Consider the following 18,035-nt stretch of genomic DNA (forward strand, 5'->3'; position numbering starts at 1 on the left):
TGTAAGCGTGTCGATTATTGTTGTGGTGTAGCGTCATGGCATAGATCATTTCTGGAGGTTGCTGATCCTGCTGCTGCACCAGTGGTTGCCCTTCGACAATGCGCTGGCTGCCTTGTACCCCGGCGAGGGAGTGCCCAAGCCGCTGGAGGAGTACGACGCCGGCTCCCGGTGGGGAACGCCGTCCATGCTTTCCTGCCTGGACGGCCTATACTTGCTCGACCCCTTCTACCAGGCCTGTCAGGAAGGCCTGCCCAGTGGGCTGTAACGCCTGGAGGAGATCGCTTCTGACCAGTTCCGTCAAAGCGAGTACTTCCTCAGTTACTTCCACGCCAACGCATTGGAAGACGAGGTGCAGTTCGTTCTCCAGTTGCCGGCCAAGGTAGCCTTATGCGATCTAACAGCTCAAGCCCCAGACCTGATACATGCGGTGCGGTACAGCGCTGATCGGGTCACTCTTCGCTGTTCCCCTTCCAGCTTTGCCTTTGCCCACAGCAGACGTCGGAGATGAAACTGCTCGGCGGACTCACAAACCTGCTCCAGTGCTCTCGCACAAGGCTTTGATCTGGCCATCTTTGCTTGAATGGCTGACCCGTGGCAGGGCGTTGGCCGTGTTTTCTTCGTGCGTGTTGAGCCCAAGGCGAGCGCGATCCACCATCCACAGGCCGCTACTGCCGCGCGCCAATTCTATGCCGGCACTACTCGTCAAAAAATAGGTGAGTGCTTACCCGGCAGGCAATGGGCTACTATCGAGCCCTATATCTATCCGAAAGGGTTAGCTCCGTTGCCAGGGAATTGCATGCAGGCCATCGATATTGAAAACGCGATCGTTCTTCCTTGGGGGCTTGGCTCAAGATCGCCCCATGACCTGTTTTCTGTGTGCGCAGAAATCATTAACTGCCCTGGTGACATCGTTTTAGACGCTAGCAACCTCTCGTATATCGATCCGTTAGGGATGGCCACGCTGCGAGCGTTGTTTGAAAACCAGTTGGTCCAGAAGCGAGTTTCGATGCAGTTTTTGAGCAGAGACCTGACCTCCTACCTGGCCAGGATGGATTTTTTCAAGGACATTGATGTAGAGGGTGTAGATCTATCGGGGGTAGGACGTCGAAACGACCGAAGCACCTCGTTGGTGGAAATCACCAAAATCAGCGAACACCATCAAGCAGAGGCTGCAGCCTCTCGCCTCGCTAGAGCTATTACGGGAAGGTTGACTCAATCGGACCCGGATGCCCCAGTCGACGAGCACACGGGACGGAATGAGTTTGACTCCTACCGGGGCCCTCTGGAGTATTCGCTCAAGGAGCTATTGGAAAACTCGCTTACTCACGCCCGCAGAGAGGGACGTGGTGACGCCGCCGTTTGGCTGACCTGTCAGTTTTATCCAAAATTGAACCTTGTACGCATGGCCATCGTCGATAATGGGTGTGGGTTTCTCGCGACACTGAGGAATCACCCTGAGCTTCATGACCGCACGCATTTGCACGCGATCGAGGCGGCACTCAAACCGCGAGTGAGCTGCAACCGGGGTGCGATGGCCCAGATCCTGGGTAGCGAGAACCAAGGTATCGGGTTAACAACTACCGCAAAAATTGCAGACGCGGCGGGCGGTGGTTTGATCATCGTGAGCGGCAATGGCATACATGACACAAAGCGTCGGCAGTCTCAGGAGCTGCATGATGCGCTGTGGAATGGTGTATCGATCGCGTTTAGCTGTACCCGTGAGCTGCTGCCCACCATTTCGATCAGTGACTTGCTGCCGAAGGACGATGCAGGACAGGTTGACGACGATCTCGACCTAGATCTGAATTTCCGCTAGCTCTGGCTTTTTGATAGCTCGAGGGCTAGAGTCGATCATGCAAGGAGCGGTAAATGGGAGATTCAGCGTCAACTGAAACTCTCGGGCTGCAAAAAAGGATTATGCAATACAAGGGGTTACGACATGCAAACTCAAATTCGATTAAGTAGGGATAGTTCTATCCGAACGTACGGAATGCGAGCTTCAGCGATCCCCTACCGTACCGAAATCGAACGCTCGCTCAGCAGTGGTGAGAGCGTTGTCATAGATTTCGCTGGGAACGATGTCACTCAGTCCTTCGTCGACGAGTTGATCGGGGCGCTGATTCTGAAGGAGGGTCGCCAGGTGGTATCGCGCCTTGCCTTTGAAAACTGCACCAACGATGTCAAAGGAATCATTAAATTTGTGGTCCATGATCGAGTTCGACAGCTGCAAAAAATGCCCGCGTGACGGATCCGCATTGAATTTAAGGCCCTCAATATTGAGGGCCTTTTCATTGGTGCCAGGCAAAAGATAGCCGTCTTGAGTGGCCCCCATAGCTCGCCCTGAAAAGCGAATGTCAGGGGACACACCGCAGAAAAGCGTTCTGTAGCGGAGGAATACGTGGAAAACGGAGCTTAGGTTTCCTCATTGAGATGTGTAGAAATCCATCGCGACTCACCTATGCAAAGGCTGCGAAAAGCCTGAATCTACTGGGGTATCGTGGCGTGAGATATGTGCAAAAAAATGTGCACAGCATCTGCGGATTGGAGAGCTGGCTTGGCTCCTTAAGTAAAACCATCAAGCTGCAACGGACCTGCAACTCCTGCGGCTTGAAGCAAAGCGGGTAATACCACCCCTGCAGGCCCAACGAGCATTATCTCTTCCGCCCCGTCCATCCCCACGTCGTCAAGGTTCACATGGATCACGGTTGCCCCGGCCGCCAGAGCCATATCTGGAATACCGGCTGCCGGCATGACTACGCCAGATGTACCCACCGAAATCAGCAAGTCACAGGCTTCCACAAGCCTTACTGCTGAACGCCACGCATCCTCTGGAAGATTCTCTCTGAACCAGACCACCCCAGGGCGCAACCTCCCGTTGCATCGAGTGCACCGCGGAGGCTCGATCATCTGTCCCGCCGGGGGAACCGCCAGTTGATCTGGTGATAACTCTGCTGGCCGGTGGCATCCGAAGCATTTCACGTCCATCAAGCGGCCATGAAGGTGTATCACCGAACTGGAGCCGGCTCGTTCATGCAGATCATCAATATTCTGGGTAACGACAGATACGTTCCAGCCAGCATCAGCTATCCGTGGAATAGATAGATGAGCCAAGTTAGGTTTGGCCTGGCCAACCTGCTGCCGGCGCCAAAGATACCAGCTCCAGACGAGAGCTGGATTTTTGCGAAAGGCGTCCGCTGTTTCGAGACGCTGAGGGTCATGCTTCGCCCAGAGGCCTGTCAGCTTGTCGCGGAAGGTCGGAATTCCGCTGTCAGCAGAGATGCCAGCACCCGTGAAAAAAACGACCCTCTTGGACCTGCGCAAAGCCTCAGCAGCTCTTTGCAAATTGCTCATTGGACACACCTCAGCCCCGCAGCGGGGACTCCCTTGCAGTAAACACGGTAACGGCCGCACATCCCAGCTAAAGCACTCGCGTTTGATCGGAAAACCAAGCGTAGAGCGCAGGGTGCCGCATACTGCTGCTACCGCTCTAGTAAACCTCCAATGGATTTCAGCTACCCGACCTACAGCTATCTCTAGCCCCATCGCGGGAGGTGCATATGACCACTCCCTTTGCTCACATCCAGACCCGACATGAGCCTTCAACCGCCCTGAATAAAAGCAAGGTCGCTTTGGTTGCTACCCTGTCGATTGAAGCCAATTCAGACCGGACGATCGATGCTTACCTTGGTGGCCTGCAGATGTACAACGATCTATTCGAGTGGCGGCTGGATGAATACCCCCAGGAAGCGCTAGATCTCATCATCGACTGCTTTCTCCCCGCAGAGTCGGTGCCTCAATCCATCCTGAAGAGTGGCGTTTCAGCCGGGCTCATCCGCTCCAGGGTCTTCCAAAGCGGAGACTGGATATCAGGCAAGCAATGGCTTCAGCTCGCATCTACCTCCACCCCAGGGGGTGGAGTTGACCCCGACCAGCTACTGGCTGATGGTCAGATCTTCTCGCTTCGACCTGGGAAGGTCGACTTCTTCCCCGCTTATGCTTTGGACGGTAGCAACGGCTATCAACCGATCAGCAGCCTTTGCGACGTATTGTCCGTTCTCTCGACTCGCATGGACGAGTGGTCTATGGCGGCTTGGTTCCAATCAGAAAATTCGTCTCTGGGCGGTATCGCCCCCAAAGCCTTGCTGTCATCCGCCCCAGAATGGGTGCTAGCTGCGGCAAAGAAAAAGCCAAGAGGAAGACGTGTGATTAGATGAACGGCTTCAGATTGCATACCGTGACGCGCCCGATGGATAGTGTCTCAGGGGATCAAAGATGAGCAGTCAACCAGCTCCCCGCAACGATCGTAACTGGCGACCCGTCTTCCATGATTGCTATTCGACGGTGATCAAGGCGGTTGATGCTCGATATGACGTTCGCGGTTATTTGTTATCAGAGTTGGTGAAGCTGTGCCTGAAAAATCGGGCCACAGTTCCGCTAGCCCGGCGAGCCTACTACGAGGGATGCGTTCAGAAGGAAGCCATAGCTTTTCTGGAGCGTTATACCTCCCACTTGCTATTCGGCCCAGGCGGCCGACTCTCGCCGCAGGAATACCGATACGGCGCATATTGATGCTCTCCAAGGCCCAACTCTGGCGTAATCATTTGTCCCAACGTTGGCAGAGGCTTCATGATGAAAATCACTGGTCGTGTAGAAACAGAAGCGGTGGTCGACGTGAGCTGCGACGTATGCGGCTCCTCCACACGTTTGGAAAACGGCAGCCTGCAGTATGGGGTGCTCCAGGCGCACTGGGGCTTTGGTGCACTGCATGACGGAGAGCGCTATGAGGTACACCTATGTGAACCTTGCTTCTTCCAAACCATCGCTTACCTCAAGCAAGAGCGGCGCACAGCCAACATGTTTGAAGGTGATCCGCAGCAGCCCGAGGATGACTTCGGCCTCGCTTCCAGGGATGACTTCTTCCGTGATGGTCATTGATTTGAAAGCCAAACCAGCCATGCTACTTCGGCTTTTTAGGTGAGGACGGGGACTGTGAGTCCACGTATCGATGGAAGGCTAGTGCTAGGTCTTCGTCGGTCGCCTTTGGAAGCGGTTTACGACGAGGCGCTTTGACCGGAGCGTTCTCATCCGGTTGGGTGATCTGCCTCAGTAGGGTGCGCTCAGTCTCGGTAGCCGACGAATCGAAGACCCTTGTCTGTACACGCTGATCACGATCCTGGAGAAAGAGACCCAACTGGTCCTTTCCGAGAACGCGTTGAGAGGCATGCTGCAGCGTTACAAGGGAGAGCGTGGCTACCTCTATACCGGCGCGACGCTTCGCAATGTGCCATGGATCTTTGCTTACATGTCGGACGCCACCCGCCTGTTTGGCCAGAAGGTCAGTGGAAATGCTGAGCTGGTGAAAGCTATTGCCGCTGAGGTGCCGGGGGCGGAAATCAGCAGCACTGGTCGGCTGGAATCGAAGAAGGTGCCTGGTTCGAAGGCGGCATATTTTGATCTCAAAATGAGTTTCATCCGCCATCGAATCGTCAAAGACAGTGAAGCGTCTGGCTTGGTTGAAAGCATGGAGTTTGTAGTGTCACAGCCTCGCGGAGGTGAGCTTGAGCACATTCACAAGGAAGTCATCAAATTCGATTCGGCTTGGTTCGAATCTCTTATCCGGATGCCGGTTGATCATCCTTATCGCAGAATGGATAGAGTGAAGATGGCCCGGGAGGAACTGGGCGATCTGCTGGAGCTGACTCAGGCCTGAGGAGGCCTGCTGTAAACCACTTTTTTTCACTGTAAACCACAGTGGTTTACAGTGAAAAAAGTGGTTTACAACGTAGCTATGACACGCGCCCTGGCCACTCCCCAGGCCAGCGCGCTCCTCATTGGTTCGTTCAGCCGGACGTCGAACACCTGTGCTGCTCGGGGCCTTGCCACGCCGCGGTGTCCTATAATTCATCTTCAGCTGAATGGAGCAAAATGTTGTGAAGCGCACATTCATTGGAATGGTCGAGGCTGGTGAGCCACTGATGAGGCAAGCGCTTGAAGCTATCCGACAGGCCCACGAAGCGGAGGCTGCTGGATTGCCAGACCTTGAGGTACAGCGTCTTCACCTATTGGCAGATTCGCTCTATCAGGCGGTCATTGATTTTCAGCTCCTCAAAGCAGGTAAACCACCGTCGACTATCCAGTGAGGACCTGCCGCTACATGACGAAAAAGATACCAGCTCTTCTCCCCGACCACCCCATGTATACCGACGCAGTGGATGCGATGAAGCAATACCACGAGGCGCAGGCTTCTGGCTCATCTGCCGAAGAGGTTGAGCGCCTGCGTCAAATCGCAGAATCACAATTTCGGGCTGTCAGCGAGTATCAGCTCAACGCTCTGGGATATCAGTCTCGTCGTCCGCACTGAAGGGATAACCGATCCGGAGGTAGCTTCAGAATCCATCAAGCCAAGCGGAAGACTCACGACGCGGTCCGATTGATCAGCGAGACGGTCGGGAGGGTTTGCACACAGCCCCAAAAAAAAAGCAGCTCCCGAGAGCTGCTTTTTTCTTACTCCCCCTTTTTGTGCTTGTGGGGTTTCAGGTCCGGATGGTCCTTCTGCTTTTCAGGGGTGACTCGCTGCCTTTTGTCCGGAGTGCCATCTTCATTGGTGCGCTTTGGGCCTGGCTTGATGCTCATGCAAAACTTCCTTTTCCGCTTGGGTTGTTGAATGCAGCTATGTAATTAGTCCAGCTTCTCTCAGCTGTCAAAGCAGGCTGGTGCAGAACCGCCTGGCCGATGATCCGGTCCACATCGAACATTCAGAGGCCAGAATAAGAGCCTCCGACAAAGGGCTTACAAGGGGCAGTGAAATCCAGCGCTGAGCGATACGAAGACGTCTGGACGTTCATCATGCCGAGCACGGTGTGGAACAGGTTGTCGTGGCTCAGCGGTGACGTGGTTTGAGCTTTCAAACAACCCACGTTGACCTTTTCGCTCTTCGCGAGCGAGTCAGACATCCAAAGTACCAACGGCACCTTTGTTTGCTCGTCAGGAGCCATCGCGTAAGGCAGCCCGTGTAGATAGAGCCCACCCTCCCCCAGCGATTCGCCGTGGTCCGAAACGTACATCAGCGCAGTGTCGAACTTGGTGTTGGCCGCCAGGATATCGATGAGATTTGCAGTCACATAATCGGTGTAGAGGATTGAGTTGTCGTAGGCATTGACCACCTCCTCCTGCTTACATTTGTCGAGCTCGTTGGTCTCGCACACCGGTGCGAATTTCTTGAATTGCGAGGGGTAGCGCTTGTAGTAGGCCGGGCCGTGACTGCCTTTGTAGTGGAGCACCAGGACAGCATCGCCTTCCTGGCGCTTGATGAAGTCTTGCATCTCCGTGAGCAGCACCCCGTCCTTACACTCCTCGCTGGTGCACAGTTGGGAATCCGCGTGAGAGGCAGCCTTGTGGTTGGGAACCCTGTCGCAGACCCCTTTGCACCCCGAGTTGTTGTCAGTCCACATGACACTGATGCCAGCGCGTTGAAGCACGTCGAGCAGCCCTTCTCGGCTCTTGGCCAAGCCATCTTTGTACTGGGCCTTACCCACGTCCAGGAACATGCATGGCAGCGAGACCGCGGTAGCGGTACCGCAGGAGCTCACGTTCGTGAAGCTAATGACATTTCGCTTTTCTAGTTCCGGATTCGTTTCACGGGAGTAGCCGTTGAGGGAGAAGTTGGCGGAGCGAGCGGTCTCTCCTACTGCCAGTACCAGCAGCCTGGGTTTACGAGCCGCACCCTGTCGATTAACTACCGCATCAGTACCAATGGCCGTCAGCGTTTTAGGTGAGGCCAGCTGACGCTTCAGGTACCCATGGCCAGCCGCAAACAAGTTGGTAGGTACCAGAATCAGCCGGATCTCCCGATTGTTGCGCAGCAAGGAGGCATACGACTGGTACTGACTCAACGCGATGCCAGATAAGGTCAACAGAGCGAGCGACAGAGCAATGAACCTGCTGACCAAAGCTTTGGCCCAAGGCTTGCGCCGGAGGGGAACCCGGGCAATCAGGTAGACGGGCAACACCCCAACCATTGCGACCCAAAGACCGAGCTTCCAATTCAGCAGCTCGGTTGCCTCAGCGACGTCGGTCTCCACAACGTTGGTGAACATTGTGTAATCGATCACGATGCCGTAGGCATTCATGAAGTAACTCGCAAAAGACGCGCTGATCAGTACCAGGCACAGTATGGGTTTGGCCAGCCGCCCCCATGACAGCAAGCTCAGAACGGTAAACACCCATGCGAATACTATGACTGGGAGGCTAGCCGCTAGCTGCCAGTTCACTTCATCGGTTTTGAATACCAGCTTCCAGAGCACGTTCCAGAGCTCAGCGTTCGCGAATAGCAGTAACCAAAAAGTCACCAGGCCGATTAGCAAATTAGTACTGATGCCTTTCTGCCGCGCATTGCGAATAGCAAAGATCCATTTGCTTAACAGGGTGTGAACAATGGATTTGGAAGGTGTCATTATCAAACTCTGGAAGCTGCTTATCCATGGCGGTAGCTATGGAGTTAGCGGGAGCTACAAGGCAAACCGTCGACAGATGCTGAGCGATTGCGCAATGTGCGGAGCGTCAGAGGCCTTAGGCCCCTAGGCGTTGGGGACGCTTAGTATGTGTGAGGCATAGGGATAAAAAGAGAAATGAATCTCGCTGAGCGCATTATTTCCGGGACCTGATAACGACACGATGACCTCGGGATTACAATGCTGACAGAAATCCAATTACTGCTGTTTTGATTGTCATTGATCACGCTATGATCAAAATTAGGGGGATACTACCCACCAAAAGCAATGCTCCGCTCAGCTAGATAAATTTAATTTCACAAACAAAACGGTTTCGTTTTGTCGTAGGCTAATTTTGAACTTTCAATTCAACTTACAAGTCTTTCTCGCGAGCAGAATATTATTTTCAACTTTTGCTCGTTAATATGTCACCCATCAATGAGGGGCGAATACCATGAGCTTTTTCAAAAACATCCTGGGCGGGCACCATGGCCGTGGAAACCACGGTGGAGGCAAGCACCACAGCGGGGGACATGGGGCCGAGCAATATGATCGCCATGGCCGGCAGCAGGGCTGCGACGGCGGTAATCAGGTGTATGACGGCGGGCGCCCTCCCACTCCTGCCCCCATCAAAGATCTGCAGGGCTGCAGGCAGTGCCGGACGGCCAACGATCCGTCAGCACGCTTTTGTCTAAACTGCGGAACACCGCTATCGAGTGGTTGCACCGCCTGCGGCTCGCTGCTGAGTGCAGGAGCAAGATTTTGCAGTCACTGTGGCCAAGCGACGCTCTAAGGCTAGGTAGACAGGAAGGCCAACGAGACCACAACCCTGCGCAAGGAGAAATACGTGGGTTCAAATCATGACCATGGCAGCGCTGCAGTACGCGAGGGGCATCAGAAGAAGCTAATCATGGCGCTCGGCTTGACTGGCAGCTTCATGATTGCAGAAGTGATCGGTGCGTGGATTACCGGCAGCCTGGCGCTGCTGTCGGACGCATCTCACATGTTCACAGATACTGCCGCCTTGGCGATCTCACTGATTGCACTTCAGATAGCCAAGCGGCCGGCGGATCAGAAAAGAACCTTCGGCTATGCGCGCCTGGAAATTCTGGCTTCGACGTTCAACGCCGTGCTGCTCTTCCTGGTGGCGATGTACATCTTGTATGAGGCCTACCAGCGCTTCTTCATGCCGGCGGAGATCGCTACCGGAGCGATGATGTGGATCGCAATCGCCGGCCTGATCATCAACCTAATTTCGATGCGCCTTCTGGCATCTGCGAGCAACGAAAGCCTCAACGTCAAAGGAGCCTACCTCGAAGTTTGGAGCGACATGCTCGGCTCGCTTGGCGTAATCATCGCGGCACTTATCATCCGCTTCACCGGCTGGACCTGGGTCGACACGATTGTCGCTGTGGCGATCGGCCTTTGGGTTCTGCCGCGGACGTGGCAGTTGCTTCGCGAAAGCCTGGGGATCCTCATGGAGGGTGTCCCGAGGGGGCTCGACGTTACGGCAATCGAGGCCACCATCCTCGGAGTAGATGGCGTGACGGACGTTCATGACTTGCACGTGTGGGCTGTCAGCAGTGGCAGTAACGTGATGACGTCGCACGTAGTGGTTCGGGATTCTGCAGATGGGGATGCTGTGTTGGCGGCCGTCGTGGATGCTGTCAGCGATGCATTCGAAATCCATCACTGCACCATCCAGATCGAGCGGGCAGCTTTCCACGAGAGCGTTCCCTCACCCTCGCACTGACCGATCGGTAAACACCATGCAAACACATCACCCTCCTGGCTGAGGGTGATGTTGCAAAAAAAATGCGGTGAGGGATGCCGTAAACGGCAGGAGCGCTTCAAGGGGGTTGGTGAATGGCTTCGCCTGCCCTCGTCAACAACCTCCAGAAGGCTCAGCGATGGCCTGGATCATCACGAAGTACCTACTCACTGCCGGTATAGTGATTCTCGTGTCAGAGCTGGCGAAACGCAGCGACAAGCTGGGCGGCTTGGTCGCCGCCCTACCCTTGGTCACGGTCGTGACGTTGGTCTGGCTCTATTTAGAGAACCAGAGCATGGAGAAGATCTCCAACCATGCTTGGTACACGTTCTGGTACGTGCTTCCGACCCTACCGATGTTTATTGCTTTTCCATTGCTGCTACCTAAGCTCGGCTTTTGGCCGACACTGATCAGCAGCATCCTCATCACAATGGCCAGCTTCGGAGGCTTCGCCATACTGCTGCGCCGGTTCGGCATTGAGCTTCTATGATCCGGTGGCCGCAGGGATCATCTTGATGAGTCTTAACGGCTATTAACACACTCGCCCTTCACCAGGTAGCGAACCATGTGCAGTTCGCCTTTCGAGTCTTCGTAGGTCATCATGCTTCTTACATTACCGCAGTACCGCACACTGGGTGATACATACACCAACTTACCAACGTCCAGGTCCATGCCATAGGCGTAGTCTTCTAGTTGAGGCATGGGCTTTTTTACGCGTTGAGCATAATCCGCTGTAGCCTCTCTAGCAGTACGCTCGATGCGTTTATTGATCTCCATACCGCTTTGGGCATTGGCTGTTAGTGATGTAAAGAGCAAAAACACGGCGATCGCTGATACAGTAGTGTTCATAAGAAGTCCCTTAATAAAAAAGCGCCCGTAGGGGGGCGCTAAAATTCACCTACCAAAGGAGCGTATGGTTTACAGGTGAATGCACTGGCGCGAACAACTGCTCGGTGCTCTTGCCAAGCTGCTTTGAAATGAGACAATTTCCAAAGCAGCGATGCCTCTTCCGCTGCCCTTAAACTAGCAAAGGAGGCTAACACCAAGATGATCGGGCAATTACAATTTGGACATGTAATAGATTGTAAGATAATTATTCGAGAGAATATCGAGCCGCCACGTGAACTAATTTGCAGAAAGGCGCTGCGGTTTGCGGCCGTGCATGGGGTCTGCCTGCGTGGCGCCCTCGATCCAAGGCCAGTACCAGTCCTTGCAAGCTAACGACCGAAATGCTGCCTGTCCTGGCCGATTCCACCTGCCAGGCGAATCTGTCATACACCGCCGCAGGCCCCAGAATCCGCTATGCTTAGGGGTGGAGCCTGCATGACTGTCAGAAATCTTGCGGCTACATTACAAATTTGTAGGATTTCGCCGCGGCCAGCTTCTTCGCGTTAAGATTCAAGCGTCCTCAGGTGACCCGGCGTATGGACAGAGGTAGCGACTACCACATGCCATACCCTCAGCCAAACTTTCGAACAGCCTGCAACCATAATCTTGGCGGATTAGGCCAACTCCTTCCTCACACCTTGAGATAAGTTATGCGCGTTCTAGTTGTGGAAGACGAAATTAAAACTGCCGAATATCTTCAGCAGGGCCTATCCGAAAGCGGGTATGTCGTAGATATCGTGCACAACGGTGTAGATGCTCTGCACTTGTTCAACACTAATGTCTATTCGTTGGTCCTCCTGGACGTGAACCTCCCGGGTATCGACGGCTGGGACCTGCTGGAAACCATCCGTAAGACCAGCCGGGTCCGCATCATCATGCTGACCGCCCGCGGACGCATCAATGACAAGCTCAAGGGCTTGGACGGCGGCGCGGATGACTACCTTGTGAAGCCATTCGAATTCCCTGAGCTGCTTGCTCGCATCCGTTCGCTGCAACGCCGTGGTGATGAGTTAGTCGAGAAGAGCTCGCTGAAAATTGCCGATCTGGAACTCGACTCCGTCCGCCATCGCGTCTTCCGCGGTGGCACACGCATCGATCTCACCACCAAGGAATTTGCGCTTCTGCACCTGCTCATGAGCCGAACGGGCGAAGCGCTGACTCGCTCTCAGATCATCTCGTTGGTCTGGGATATGAATTTCGATTGCGACACCAATGTCATCGATGTAGCCATCCGGCGCTTGCGCTCGAAGATCGATGACCCGTTTGAAACCAAGCTCATTCACACGCTTCGTGGCGTTGGGTACGTTTTTGAGGAACGCGCATGAGGCCATTCAGCCTGGCTGCAAAGCTGGGGTTAAAAGTTGGGTTGATGAGCGCAGCGTTGCTGCTTCTGTTCGCCACCTTTGGCTATCTGATGGTAGGCAAGGCTCTGGAAAGAAATGCCAGAGCAGACCTGGAAGTAAAGATGGCGGGGATGGCTCACAACCTGTCCACCATCCCGGACATCTCCGGCGTCAACGCGGATGCGCATCAGCTTGTCGATTTGGTCATGGGCCACAACAACCTGTATGTGAGCATATTCGATACCTCACAGAATCAGACTCCCCTGCTCTCGATTGGCTCGAAACAGGTCAATCTGGAGGTGCACAAGTTTCAGCCGGCGGCCCAGCCCAAAGAGCACGAATGGCGTGATACGCAGGACCGTCCTCTGCTGAGTGCTTCTCGAATCATGCGTTTGGGCGATGGAACAGAGGTCAGCGTCTATATGACCATGGACCAGTCATCCAGTGAGGCGCTGCTCGATGCGTTGCTGACCTGGGCCTTGATGATGTCCCCCGTCATCCTCGCACTGATCTTGGCCATTGGCTGGTGGACTGTGCGCAGAGGCCTGCTACCACTGACCAAGTTCCTCAAGATCGCCTCGAAAATCTCAACCGAGAGCCTCGACCATCGCCTTCCAACTGATGGGATGCCGGCAGAACTCAAAATGCTCGCCGACGGCATCAACATCATGCTGGCTCGCCTGGATGATGGGGTTCAGCAGCTCTCGCAGTTTTCTGACGACCTTGCTCACGAACTTCGAGCACCGCTTTCCAACCTGATGGGCAAGGCCCAGGTTGCCTTGACCAGAGAACGATCGCTTTCCGAGTACCGGGAGGTTCTGGAGTCGTGCACAGAAGAGCTGGACCGCATGAGCCGCATGGTTTCCGACATGCTGTTCTTGGCCCAGGTCAGTCATCCAGCATCAATGGTGGAGTTCGAATCCGTCTCCTTGGTCGACGAGGTTCAGCGAGTGTGCGAGCTCTTCAGCATTTCAGCAGAAGAAGGCGAGATTCAGCTGCAGATCTCCGGCAGTGATGACGTGGTGCGCGGGAATCGCCTGATGGTTCAACGTGCCGTCTCGAATCTGGTCTCGAACGCGATCCGTTACTGCCCTCGCGGCCGCACGGTCTACGTTAAGGTGCAGCATAGTGCGAGCGGTACGACGTTGAGTGTCGGCAACCCCGGCCGTGGTATTGCCAAGGAACACCACGCGCACTTGTTTGAGCGGTTCTACCGTGTGGACAAGAGCCGAGCACGGAGCGAAGGCGGTACCGGTCTTGGCTTGGCCATTGTGCAGTCGATCATGAGTCTGCACCAGGGATCGGCGAGCGTGGAGGTGACCGAAGAAAACTTCACCTGGTTCCACCTTCACTTTCCGGAAGCCCAGCAAATGCAGCCGGCAATGACCGCCGCTTAAATTGCGCAGACACGATTAGGCCCGTCAATCGACGGGCCTTTTGTTTGCCTCAATGCATCAGTGCCGAAGGACCACAGGGTCCATGGGCGACCGCAGAATCACCGACTTAATAATCTTCTGTTCGTCAGGATTGGCGTTTTTCCACAGGTGTGAGAAGTACTGAGCATTCACTTTCTCTTGAGCACTTACGCTGCCGGCGGCATCGATCAGGCGCATGGTCGAGTAGACACAGATCAGCGCCAGAATGAAGAACGCCGTGGCGACCACCATCACATAACGCTTGGCCAGCACCGGTGCCCGCTTGAGCTCCTGGATAGAGGCGTCCGCCGCCTTTGTCGCTGCTGTAAGCTCCGAGATCAGTGGCTGGATGGCGGTGTCGACTCCGCGGCATGCAGCTGAATACGCTGATGCAGCGGCGCGCAAGGCAACCTCCTCCGCGTTCGACCAAGCCTTCTCCGCCTTTCGCACCTCCTCCTGAATCTGCCGGCCGACAGCGTCCACCTGCTCCACCAGTTCGTTCGACCTCTCCAGAACAGCGCTGGAGGTGCGCGTCTGCGAGGTCAGCTCATCGAGCTGGACAGTGAGTTTTTCAGTGCAGCGGCGAAAGTCACCGATAGCAACTGCCCAGGGCTCTATGTCATTCATGGCTATCTCCTAGGGCGGCCAACAACGCCGCGCTGAATTAACGCGCTAGATATCAAAATTGTAATTTAAGAGAAAATTCGAAGTCGCCCTCGACAGTGCCGAGATAGACATGATCCTTCCAGATTTGAAGATTTAACGCATCCTATCTGCAGCCAAAATTACGGAATTGTAATTATTGACTCACCTTGTCGTTAGCTTCGCGTTCCTAAACTACAAACCAACAAAGGCCGCTAATCAGGTTGGCCTAGTATGAACCGAGGTTCACAATGAAATTTGTCAAATCTATCGCTATTGGCAGCCTGCTGCTGGGTCTCATGGGTACCGCTTACGCTGAAGGCGGCTTCGAGCGAACGAAACAGTTCAACGAGAACTTCCGAACCGAACAGGCTCGCCTATGGAGCGATGACTCTTCGGACCAGAACAAACAACAAGTCGCTCAAGAGCAAAAGAAAGAAAGCAAGGATGGTAAGGAACAAGCCGACAATTAATCGGCGGTTAAATAGGACTTCAAATGACGAAAGAAATCGACAAAAAAGCCAGGGTAAAACCTGGCTTTTTTGTGCTTGGAATTTAGCCTTCGTTCTTGCGAGGCGTTTCCGCATTGCTTTCTCCGGCCAGACCCTCGGCACCTTGTGCGGGGCGTTTCCAATGGCACAGCAGGAGCTGGCTGGCGTTCGCTTCGGTGATCGATGTGCAAGCTAGATCAGCGGGCAGACCATCCTTGCTGTCTCGCAAGCGCCTGGACAGATAGAACGAGCCATCCCGCGGCCACTTGGCAGGATCCTTGATGTTCTCGGACTTCCCGCTGCTGTAAAACTCCGACGAGTATGAGCGGCGGCCAGGATAGATCAGGGGAGCGGAATGAGCAGACTGCACATTGAGCCAGGCTTGAACCACATCCCGCTGATTCTGAGGGCGCTCCTCTAGTACCCCGGCGTAGATGATGCCCGCACCGATGATTGGCAACACCAATGCGCTCGCAGCGGCAGCCCAGGTGGTCTTCGGGCCAACTTCGCTGACCCGTGCAGACAGCAGCAATGCCCACGCTGGCAGCGCGGGTAGCAGGTAGGTCCACAGAATGTTGCCTGCAAATGTGAAGAAGACCGGTGTCGCCAAGGCCCACAGCCAGAGGTAGGCTTTGAAGCGCTGCATCGATCCACGCTTGCGGATCAACAGTGGTAGAAACAAGGCCCATGGCAGTAGCGACAATCCGAGCTGGATCCAGATGCTGCCGTACGGCTTGGCATGAGCACTACCATAGAGGTCCCCTGCCCAGTTACTGACGACGTAGCGGCTCCAGTGCTCACCAACGAAGAAGTACTCCATGAAGCCGGGCGTTTTCATCTCGGCCGCGACATACCATGGCACGGATATACCGAACATGAGTACAAGGCCGCTAATCCAGGGAAGCCTCAGTACCCGTCCCCATTCCTTGTAGATAACGAACCAGGCGAATGCCGGCGCCCCCATAAGCACCAGGGTCAGCGGCCCTTTGGCAAGCAAGCCCAGCCCGAGACCTGCGAACATCAGGTAGGCATCCGCCTTGCTGGCGCACTTCATCCAACGCCAGAAACCGTAGCTGGCCAGCAGAATCGAGAACGACAAAACAGGGTCAGTCAGCACAACACCGCTGGAGACCAGGCCAAGTGTGGTGCTGGAAAAAATAATGGCAGCCCAGATGCCGGCGTTACGAGAAATCTGCTGCGTGCCGAGTTTGATGATGATGAAACAGCTTGCCAGGTGGAGTAGCCACGCTGGGAAGCGCGCAGCGAACTCGTTAACGCCGAAGACCGTCATGCTCGCGGCCTGGGTCCAGAAGGACAACGGAGGCTTGCCCCAGAACGGTACCCCGTAGTCGAACATGGGCGTGATCCAGTCATTCAACTCGACCATCTTGCGAGCCATTTCAGCGTAACGGGCCTCAGATGTGTCCATCAGCGGGTAGATGCCCAGCCCCACCAAACGCAATAGCAAAATCGAACCCAGGACCCACCACAGCGTCCTCTCGTTCTTCAGGTTCAGCATTTCTTACCCTCGATCGAAGCCATCGAAGGGTGGAGTGACACGGGATCTGCCTTGTTGCTGTGCTTCAGGAAATAGAGAGGCCGGCGCTTCACTTCCGCGAGTGTCACGCCCAGGTACTCCCCCACCATGGCGACACCGACGCACATGAATGAAGCCATTCCGACGATCAGGTGATGGATGTCGAAACTGCCTGCCACAAGCGACGCAAGCATGTAGCAGATGCTGGAGACGAAAAGACCGAAACTGATGAGGCTGAAAATGCGCAGTGGTTTGCGAGAGAAGCTGACGATGCTCTCGATGGCCAGATTGAACAGGCCAGCTGCATTCCATTTGGTGCTCCCGGCATGGCGAACAGTGCGATTGTAGGGCAGTTCGATGGTACGAAAGCCTACCCAGCCGATCATGCCTTTGAGAATCCTGGAGCGTTCATCCAGGGCCCGCAGGGCTGCCAGCGGCGCAGGCCCAATCAATCGGAAATCGCTGACATCGGCCGGCATGTCCACCTTCTCCACCAGGCGCTGCATGACCCAGTAGTAAGCCCGGGCACTCATGCGCTTGAACCACGAATCACCGATTCTCAGGTTGCGCTGCATGTTCACCACGTCGTAGCCGCGTTGCCAGTAGTCCACCATGGCCGCGATGAGCTCTGGTGGATCCTGCAGGTCGACATCAATGAAGATCAGCGCACTGCCACGGGCATGGTCTATCCCGGCGCTCAGTGCAGCCTCTTTGCCGAAGTTGCGACTCAGGGACAGGCAACGTACAGATGACCCATCCTGATAGTGGCGAAGAATGTCGGCCGTCCGGTCATTACTGCCGTCGTCGACATAGAGGATTTCGCAGGAGACGGGTAAGCGCTTCACCACGCGGGTGATTCGCTGGTGGAACTCGGGGATGGTTTCCTCTTCCTGGAAGCAAGGGACCACGATGGTTAACAAGGGATCAGGGCGCTCGGGAAAGCGATGTAATGTCTGCATGATTGAATGTCCAAAAACGATGTGCAATGAATCCAAGTGCAGTGAGGCTTAAGGTCACTACGACTTGGGAGATGAGCGGTGACAGATTCGACTTGATGAGGAACCACATACCCACGCCATTGCCGAAGTTTGTGGTTAACGCGACCAGTGCAAACCTGACAGGCTGAAACTTACGAGAGCCATCTGCCACAAAACAGAGCGCCCTATTTCCAATGAAGCTCGCGATTGCGCCAACCATGCCGCCACAGATACTGGCCAGTAACGGAGTAACGAATTCTGTCGTAACCAGCAATAGGAACACCGCATAATGGACTCCCGTTGCTATGAAGCCGATCCCCAGATAACGAATCAGTAAGGTAGTAAGAGGTGGGGTTTGATTTTCCATGCCCAAAGCCTATGGAGGCAAAGGTGAAAAAATAGTGAACTAAATGTAAATGCGTAATTAGCCGAATCTATATATGGTAAGTAACAAGTCGGCGCACTAGGCTAGCACGCTACAA

The 18,035-nt window shown here is 54.8% G+C and carries 20 protein-coding genes and 2 pseudogenes; 14 read left to right on the plus strand and 8 right to left on the minus strand.

What is annotated here, in order from left to right; translation table 11 throughout:
* Positions 1–37: 37 nt before the first annotated feature.
* The 3 genes and pseudogenes from GEV38_RS00155 to GEV38_RS27955 form a co-directional block, all read left to right on the plus strand.
* Positions 38–373: pseudogene (locus tag GEV38_RS00155) on the plus strand (helix-turn-helix transcriptional regulator); the annotation flags it as partial.
* Positions 374–796: 423 nt separating this feature from the next.
* A complete protein-coding gene (locus tag GEV38_RS27435; RefSeq protein ID WP_015268415.1) occupies positions 797–1,816 on the plus strand; it encodes an ATP-binding protein in 1,020 nt (339 codons plus the stop codon).
* A 174-nt stretch (positions 1,817–1,990) separates the two neighbouring features.
* A complete protein-coding gene (locus GEV38_RS27955) occupies positions 1,991–2,245 on the plus strand; it encodes an STAS-like domain-containing protein (protein WP_128337688.1) in 255 nt (84 codons plus the stop codon).
* Between the two features lie 317 nt (positions 2,246–2,562).
* Here GEV38_RS27955 and GEV38_RS00170 read toward each other — a convergent pair whose 3' ends face one another.
* A complete protein-coding gene (locus GEV38_RS00170; RefSeq protein ID WP_012312013.1) occupies positions 2,563–3,351 on the minus strand; it encodes an NAD-dependent deacylase in 789 nt (262 codons plus the stop codon).
* A gap of 206 nt (positions 3,352–3,557) precedes the next feature.
* On the opposite strand from GEV38_RS00170, the gene GEV38_RS00175 reads away from it, so the two are divergent.
* From GEV38_RS00175 to GEV38_RS00195, 5 genes and pseudogenes are all read left to right on the plus strand, one after another.
* Complete coding sequence (locus GEV38_RS00175; protein WP_012312014.1) at positions 3,558–4,214, plus strand: hypothetical protein; 657 nt, start codon at positions 3,558–3,560, stop codon at positions 4,212–4,214.
* 412 nt (positions 4,215–4,626) lie between these two features.
* Positions 4,627–4,935 carry a hypothetical protein gene (locus GEV38_RS00180; RefSeq protein ID WP_012312015.1) on the plus strand — a complete coding sequence of 103 codons (309 nt, stop codon included), beginning with the start codon at positions 4,627–4,629 and terminating at the stop codon, positions 4,933–4,935.
* 226 nt (positions 4,936–5,161) lie between these two features.
* Positions 5,162–5,710: pseudogene (locus GEV38_RS00185) on the plus strand (hypothetical protein); the annotation flags it as partial.
* A gap of 205 nt (positions 5,711–5,915) precedes the next feature.
* Complete coding sequence (locus GEV38_RS00190) at positions 5,916–6,140, plus strand: hypothetical protein (RefSeq protein ID WP_011953103.1); 225 nt, start codon at positions 5,916–5,918, stop codon at positions 6,138–6,140.
* A 14-nt stretch (positions 6,141–6,154) separates the two neighbouring features.
* Positions 6,155–6,361 carry a hypothetical protein gene (locus GEV38_RS00195; protein WP_011953104.1) on the plus strand — a complete coding sequence of 69 codons (207 nt, stop codon included), beginning with the start codon at positions 6,155–6,157 and terminating at the stop codon, positions 6,359–6,361.
* 143 nt (positions 6,362–6,504) lie between these two features.
* On the opposite strand, the gene GEV38_RS27515 is transcribed toward GEV38_RS00195, so the two are convergent.
* Complete coding sequence (locus GEV38_RS27515; protein WP_003253468.1) at positions 6,505–6,633, minus strand: hypothetical protein; 129 nt, start codon at positions 6,631–6,633, stop codon at positions 6,505–6,507.
* Positions 6,634–6,755: 122 nt separating this feature from the next.
* Positions 6,756–8,453, minus strand: a complete 1,698-nt coding sequence (locus GEV38_RS00200; RefSeq protein ID WP_003298414.1) for a phosphoethanolamine transferase — start codon at positions 8,451–8,453, stop codon at positions 6,756–6,758.
* A 490-nt stretch (positions 8,454–8,943) separates the two neighbouring features.
* On the opposite strand from GEV38_RS00200, the gene GEV38_RS00205 reads away from it, so the two are divergent.
* From GEV38_RS00205 to GEV38_RS00215, 3 genes are all read left to right on the plus strand, one after another.
* The gene (locus tag GEV38_RS00205; protein WP_071890582.1) at positions 8,944–9,282 is read left to right on the plus strand and encodes a zinc ribbon domain-containing protein; all 339 of its coding nucleotides are present in this window, start codon (positions 8,944–8,946) and stop codon (positions 9,280–9,282) included.
* A gap of 54 nt (positions 9,283–9,336) precedes the next feature.
* On the plus strand, positions 9,337–10,242 hold the full coding sequence (locus tag GEV38_RS00210) for a cation diffusion facilitator family transporter (protein WP_010951438.1): 906 nt from the start codon (positions 9,337–9,339) through the stop codon (positions 10,240–10,242).
* 157 nt (positions 10,243–10,399) lie between these two features.
* Complete coding sequence (locus GEV38_RS00215; RefSeq protein WP_011953105.1) at positions 10,400–10,750, plus strand: DUF3147 family protein; 351 nt, start codon at positions 10,400–10,402, stop codon at positions 10,748–10,750.
* Positions 10,751–10,782: 32 nt separating this feature from the next.
* Here GEV38_RS00215 and GEV38_RS00220 read toward each other — a convergent pair whose 3' ends face one another.
* Entirely contained in the window at positions 10,783–11,109 is a 327-nt protein-coding gene (locus GEV38_RS00220; protein WP_011953106.1) for a DUF2790 domain-containing protein, read from the minus strand.
* 689 nt (positions 11,110–11,798) lie between these two features.
* On the opposite strand from GEV38_RS00220, the gene GEV38_RS00225 reads away from it, so the two are divergent.
* Positions 11,799–12,473, plus strand: a complete 675-nt coding sequence (locus GEV38_RS00225) for a heavy metal response regulator transcription factor (protein WP_003253457.1) — start codon at positions 11,799–11,801, stop codon at positions 12,471–12,473.
* Positions 12,470–13,888: a heavy metal sensor histidine kinase gene (locus GEV38_RS00230; protein WP_011953107.1), complete on the plus strand. Its 1,419-nt coding sequence runs from the start codon at positions 12,470–12,472 to the stop codon at positions 13,886–13,888. The genes GEV38_RS00225 and GEV38_RS00230 overlap by 4 nt, the downstream gene beginning before the upstream one ends.
* A 57-nt stretch (positions 13,889–13,945) precedes the next feature.
* On the opposite strand, the gene GEV38_RS00235 is transcribed toward GEV38_RS00230, so the two are convergent.
* Positions 13,946–14,533 (minus strand): hypothetical protein, encoded by a 588-nt coding sequence (locus tag GEV38_RS00235; RefSeq protein WP_010951442.1) that lies wholly within the window; start codon positions 14,531–14,533, stop codon positions 13,946–13,948.
* A 266-nt stretch (positions 14,534–14,799) separates the two neighbouring features.
* Between GEV38_RS00235 and GEV38_RS00240 the strand changes: the two genes are divergently transcribed.
* A complete protein-coding gene (locus tag GEV38_RS00240) occupies positions 14,800–15,021 on the plus strand; it encodes a hypothetical protein (protein ID WP_010951443.1) in 222 nt (73 codons plus the stop codon).
* A gap of 82 nt (positions 15,022–15,103) precedes the next feature.
* Here GEV38_RS00240 and GEV38_RS00245 read toward each other — a convergent pair whose 3' ends face one another.
* From GEV38_RS00245 to GEV38_RS00255, 3 genes are read right to left on the minus strand one after another with little or no spacing between them, the layout of a single operon-like run.
* Positions 15,104–16,558: a phospholipid carrier-dependent glycosyltransferase gene (locus GEV38_RS00245; RefSeq protein ID WP_010951444.1), complete on the minus strand. Its 1,455-nt coding sequence runs from the start codon at positions 16,556–16,558 to the stop codon at positions 15,104–15,106.
* Positions 16,552–17,535 carry a glycosyltransferase family 2 protein gene (locus GEV38_RS00250; protein ID WP_010951445.1) on the minus strand — a complete coding sequence of 328 codons (984 nt, stop codon included), beginning with the start codon at positions 17,533–17,535 and terminating at the stop codon, positions 16,552–16,554. The genes GEV38_RS00245 and GEV38_RS00250 overlap by 7 nt, the downstream gene beginning before the upstream one ends.
* The gene (locus tag GEV38_RS00255) at positions 17,501–17,920 is read right to left on the minus strand and encodes a GtrA family protein (RefSeq protein WP_010951446.1); all 420 of its coding nucleotides are present in this window, start codon (positions 17,918–17,920) and stop codon (positions 17,501–17,503) included. Before GEV38_RS00255 ends, GEV38_RS00250 begins: the two co-directional genes overlap by 35 nt.
* Between the last annotated feature and the right edge of the window lie 115 nt (positions 17,921–18,035).

Source organism: Pseudomonas sp. 13159349, from assembly GCF_013305685.1.
GTDB lineage: Bacteria > Pseudomonadota > Gammaproteobacteria > Pseudomonadales > Pseudomonadaceae > Aquipseudomonas > Aquipseudomonas asiatica.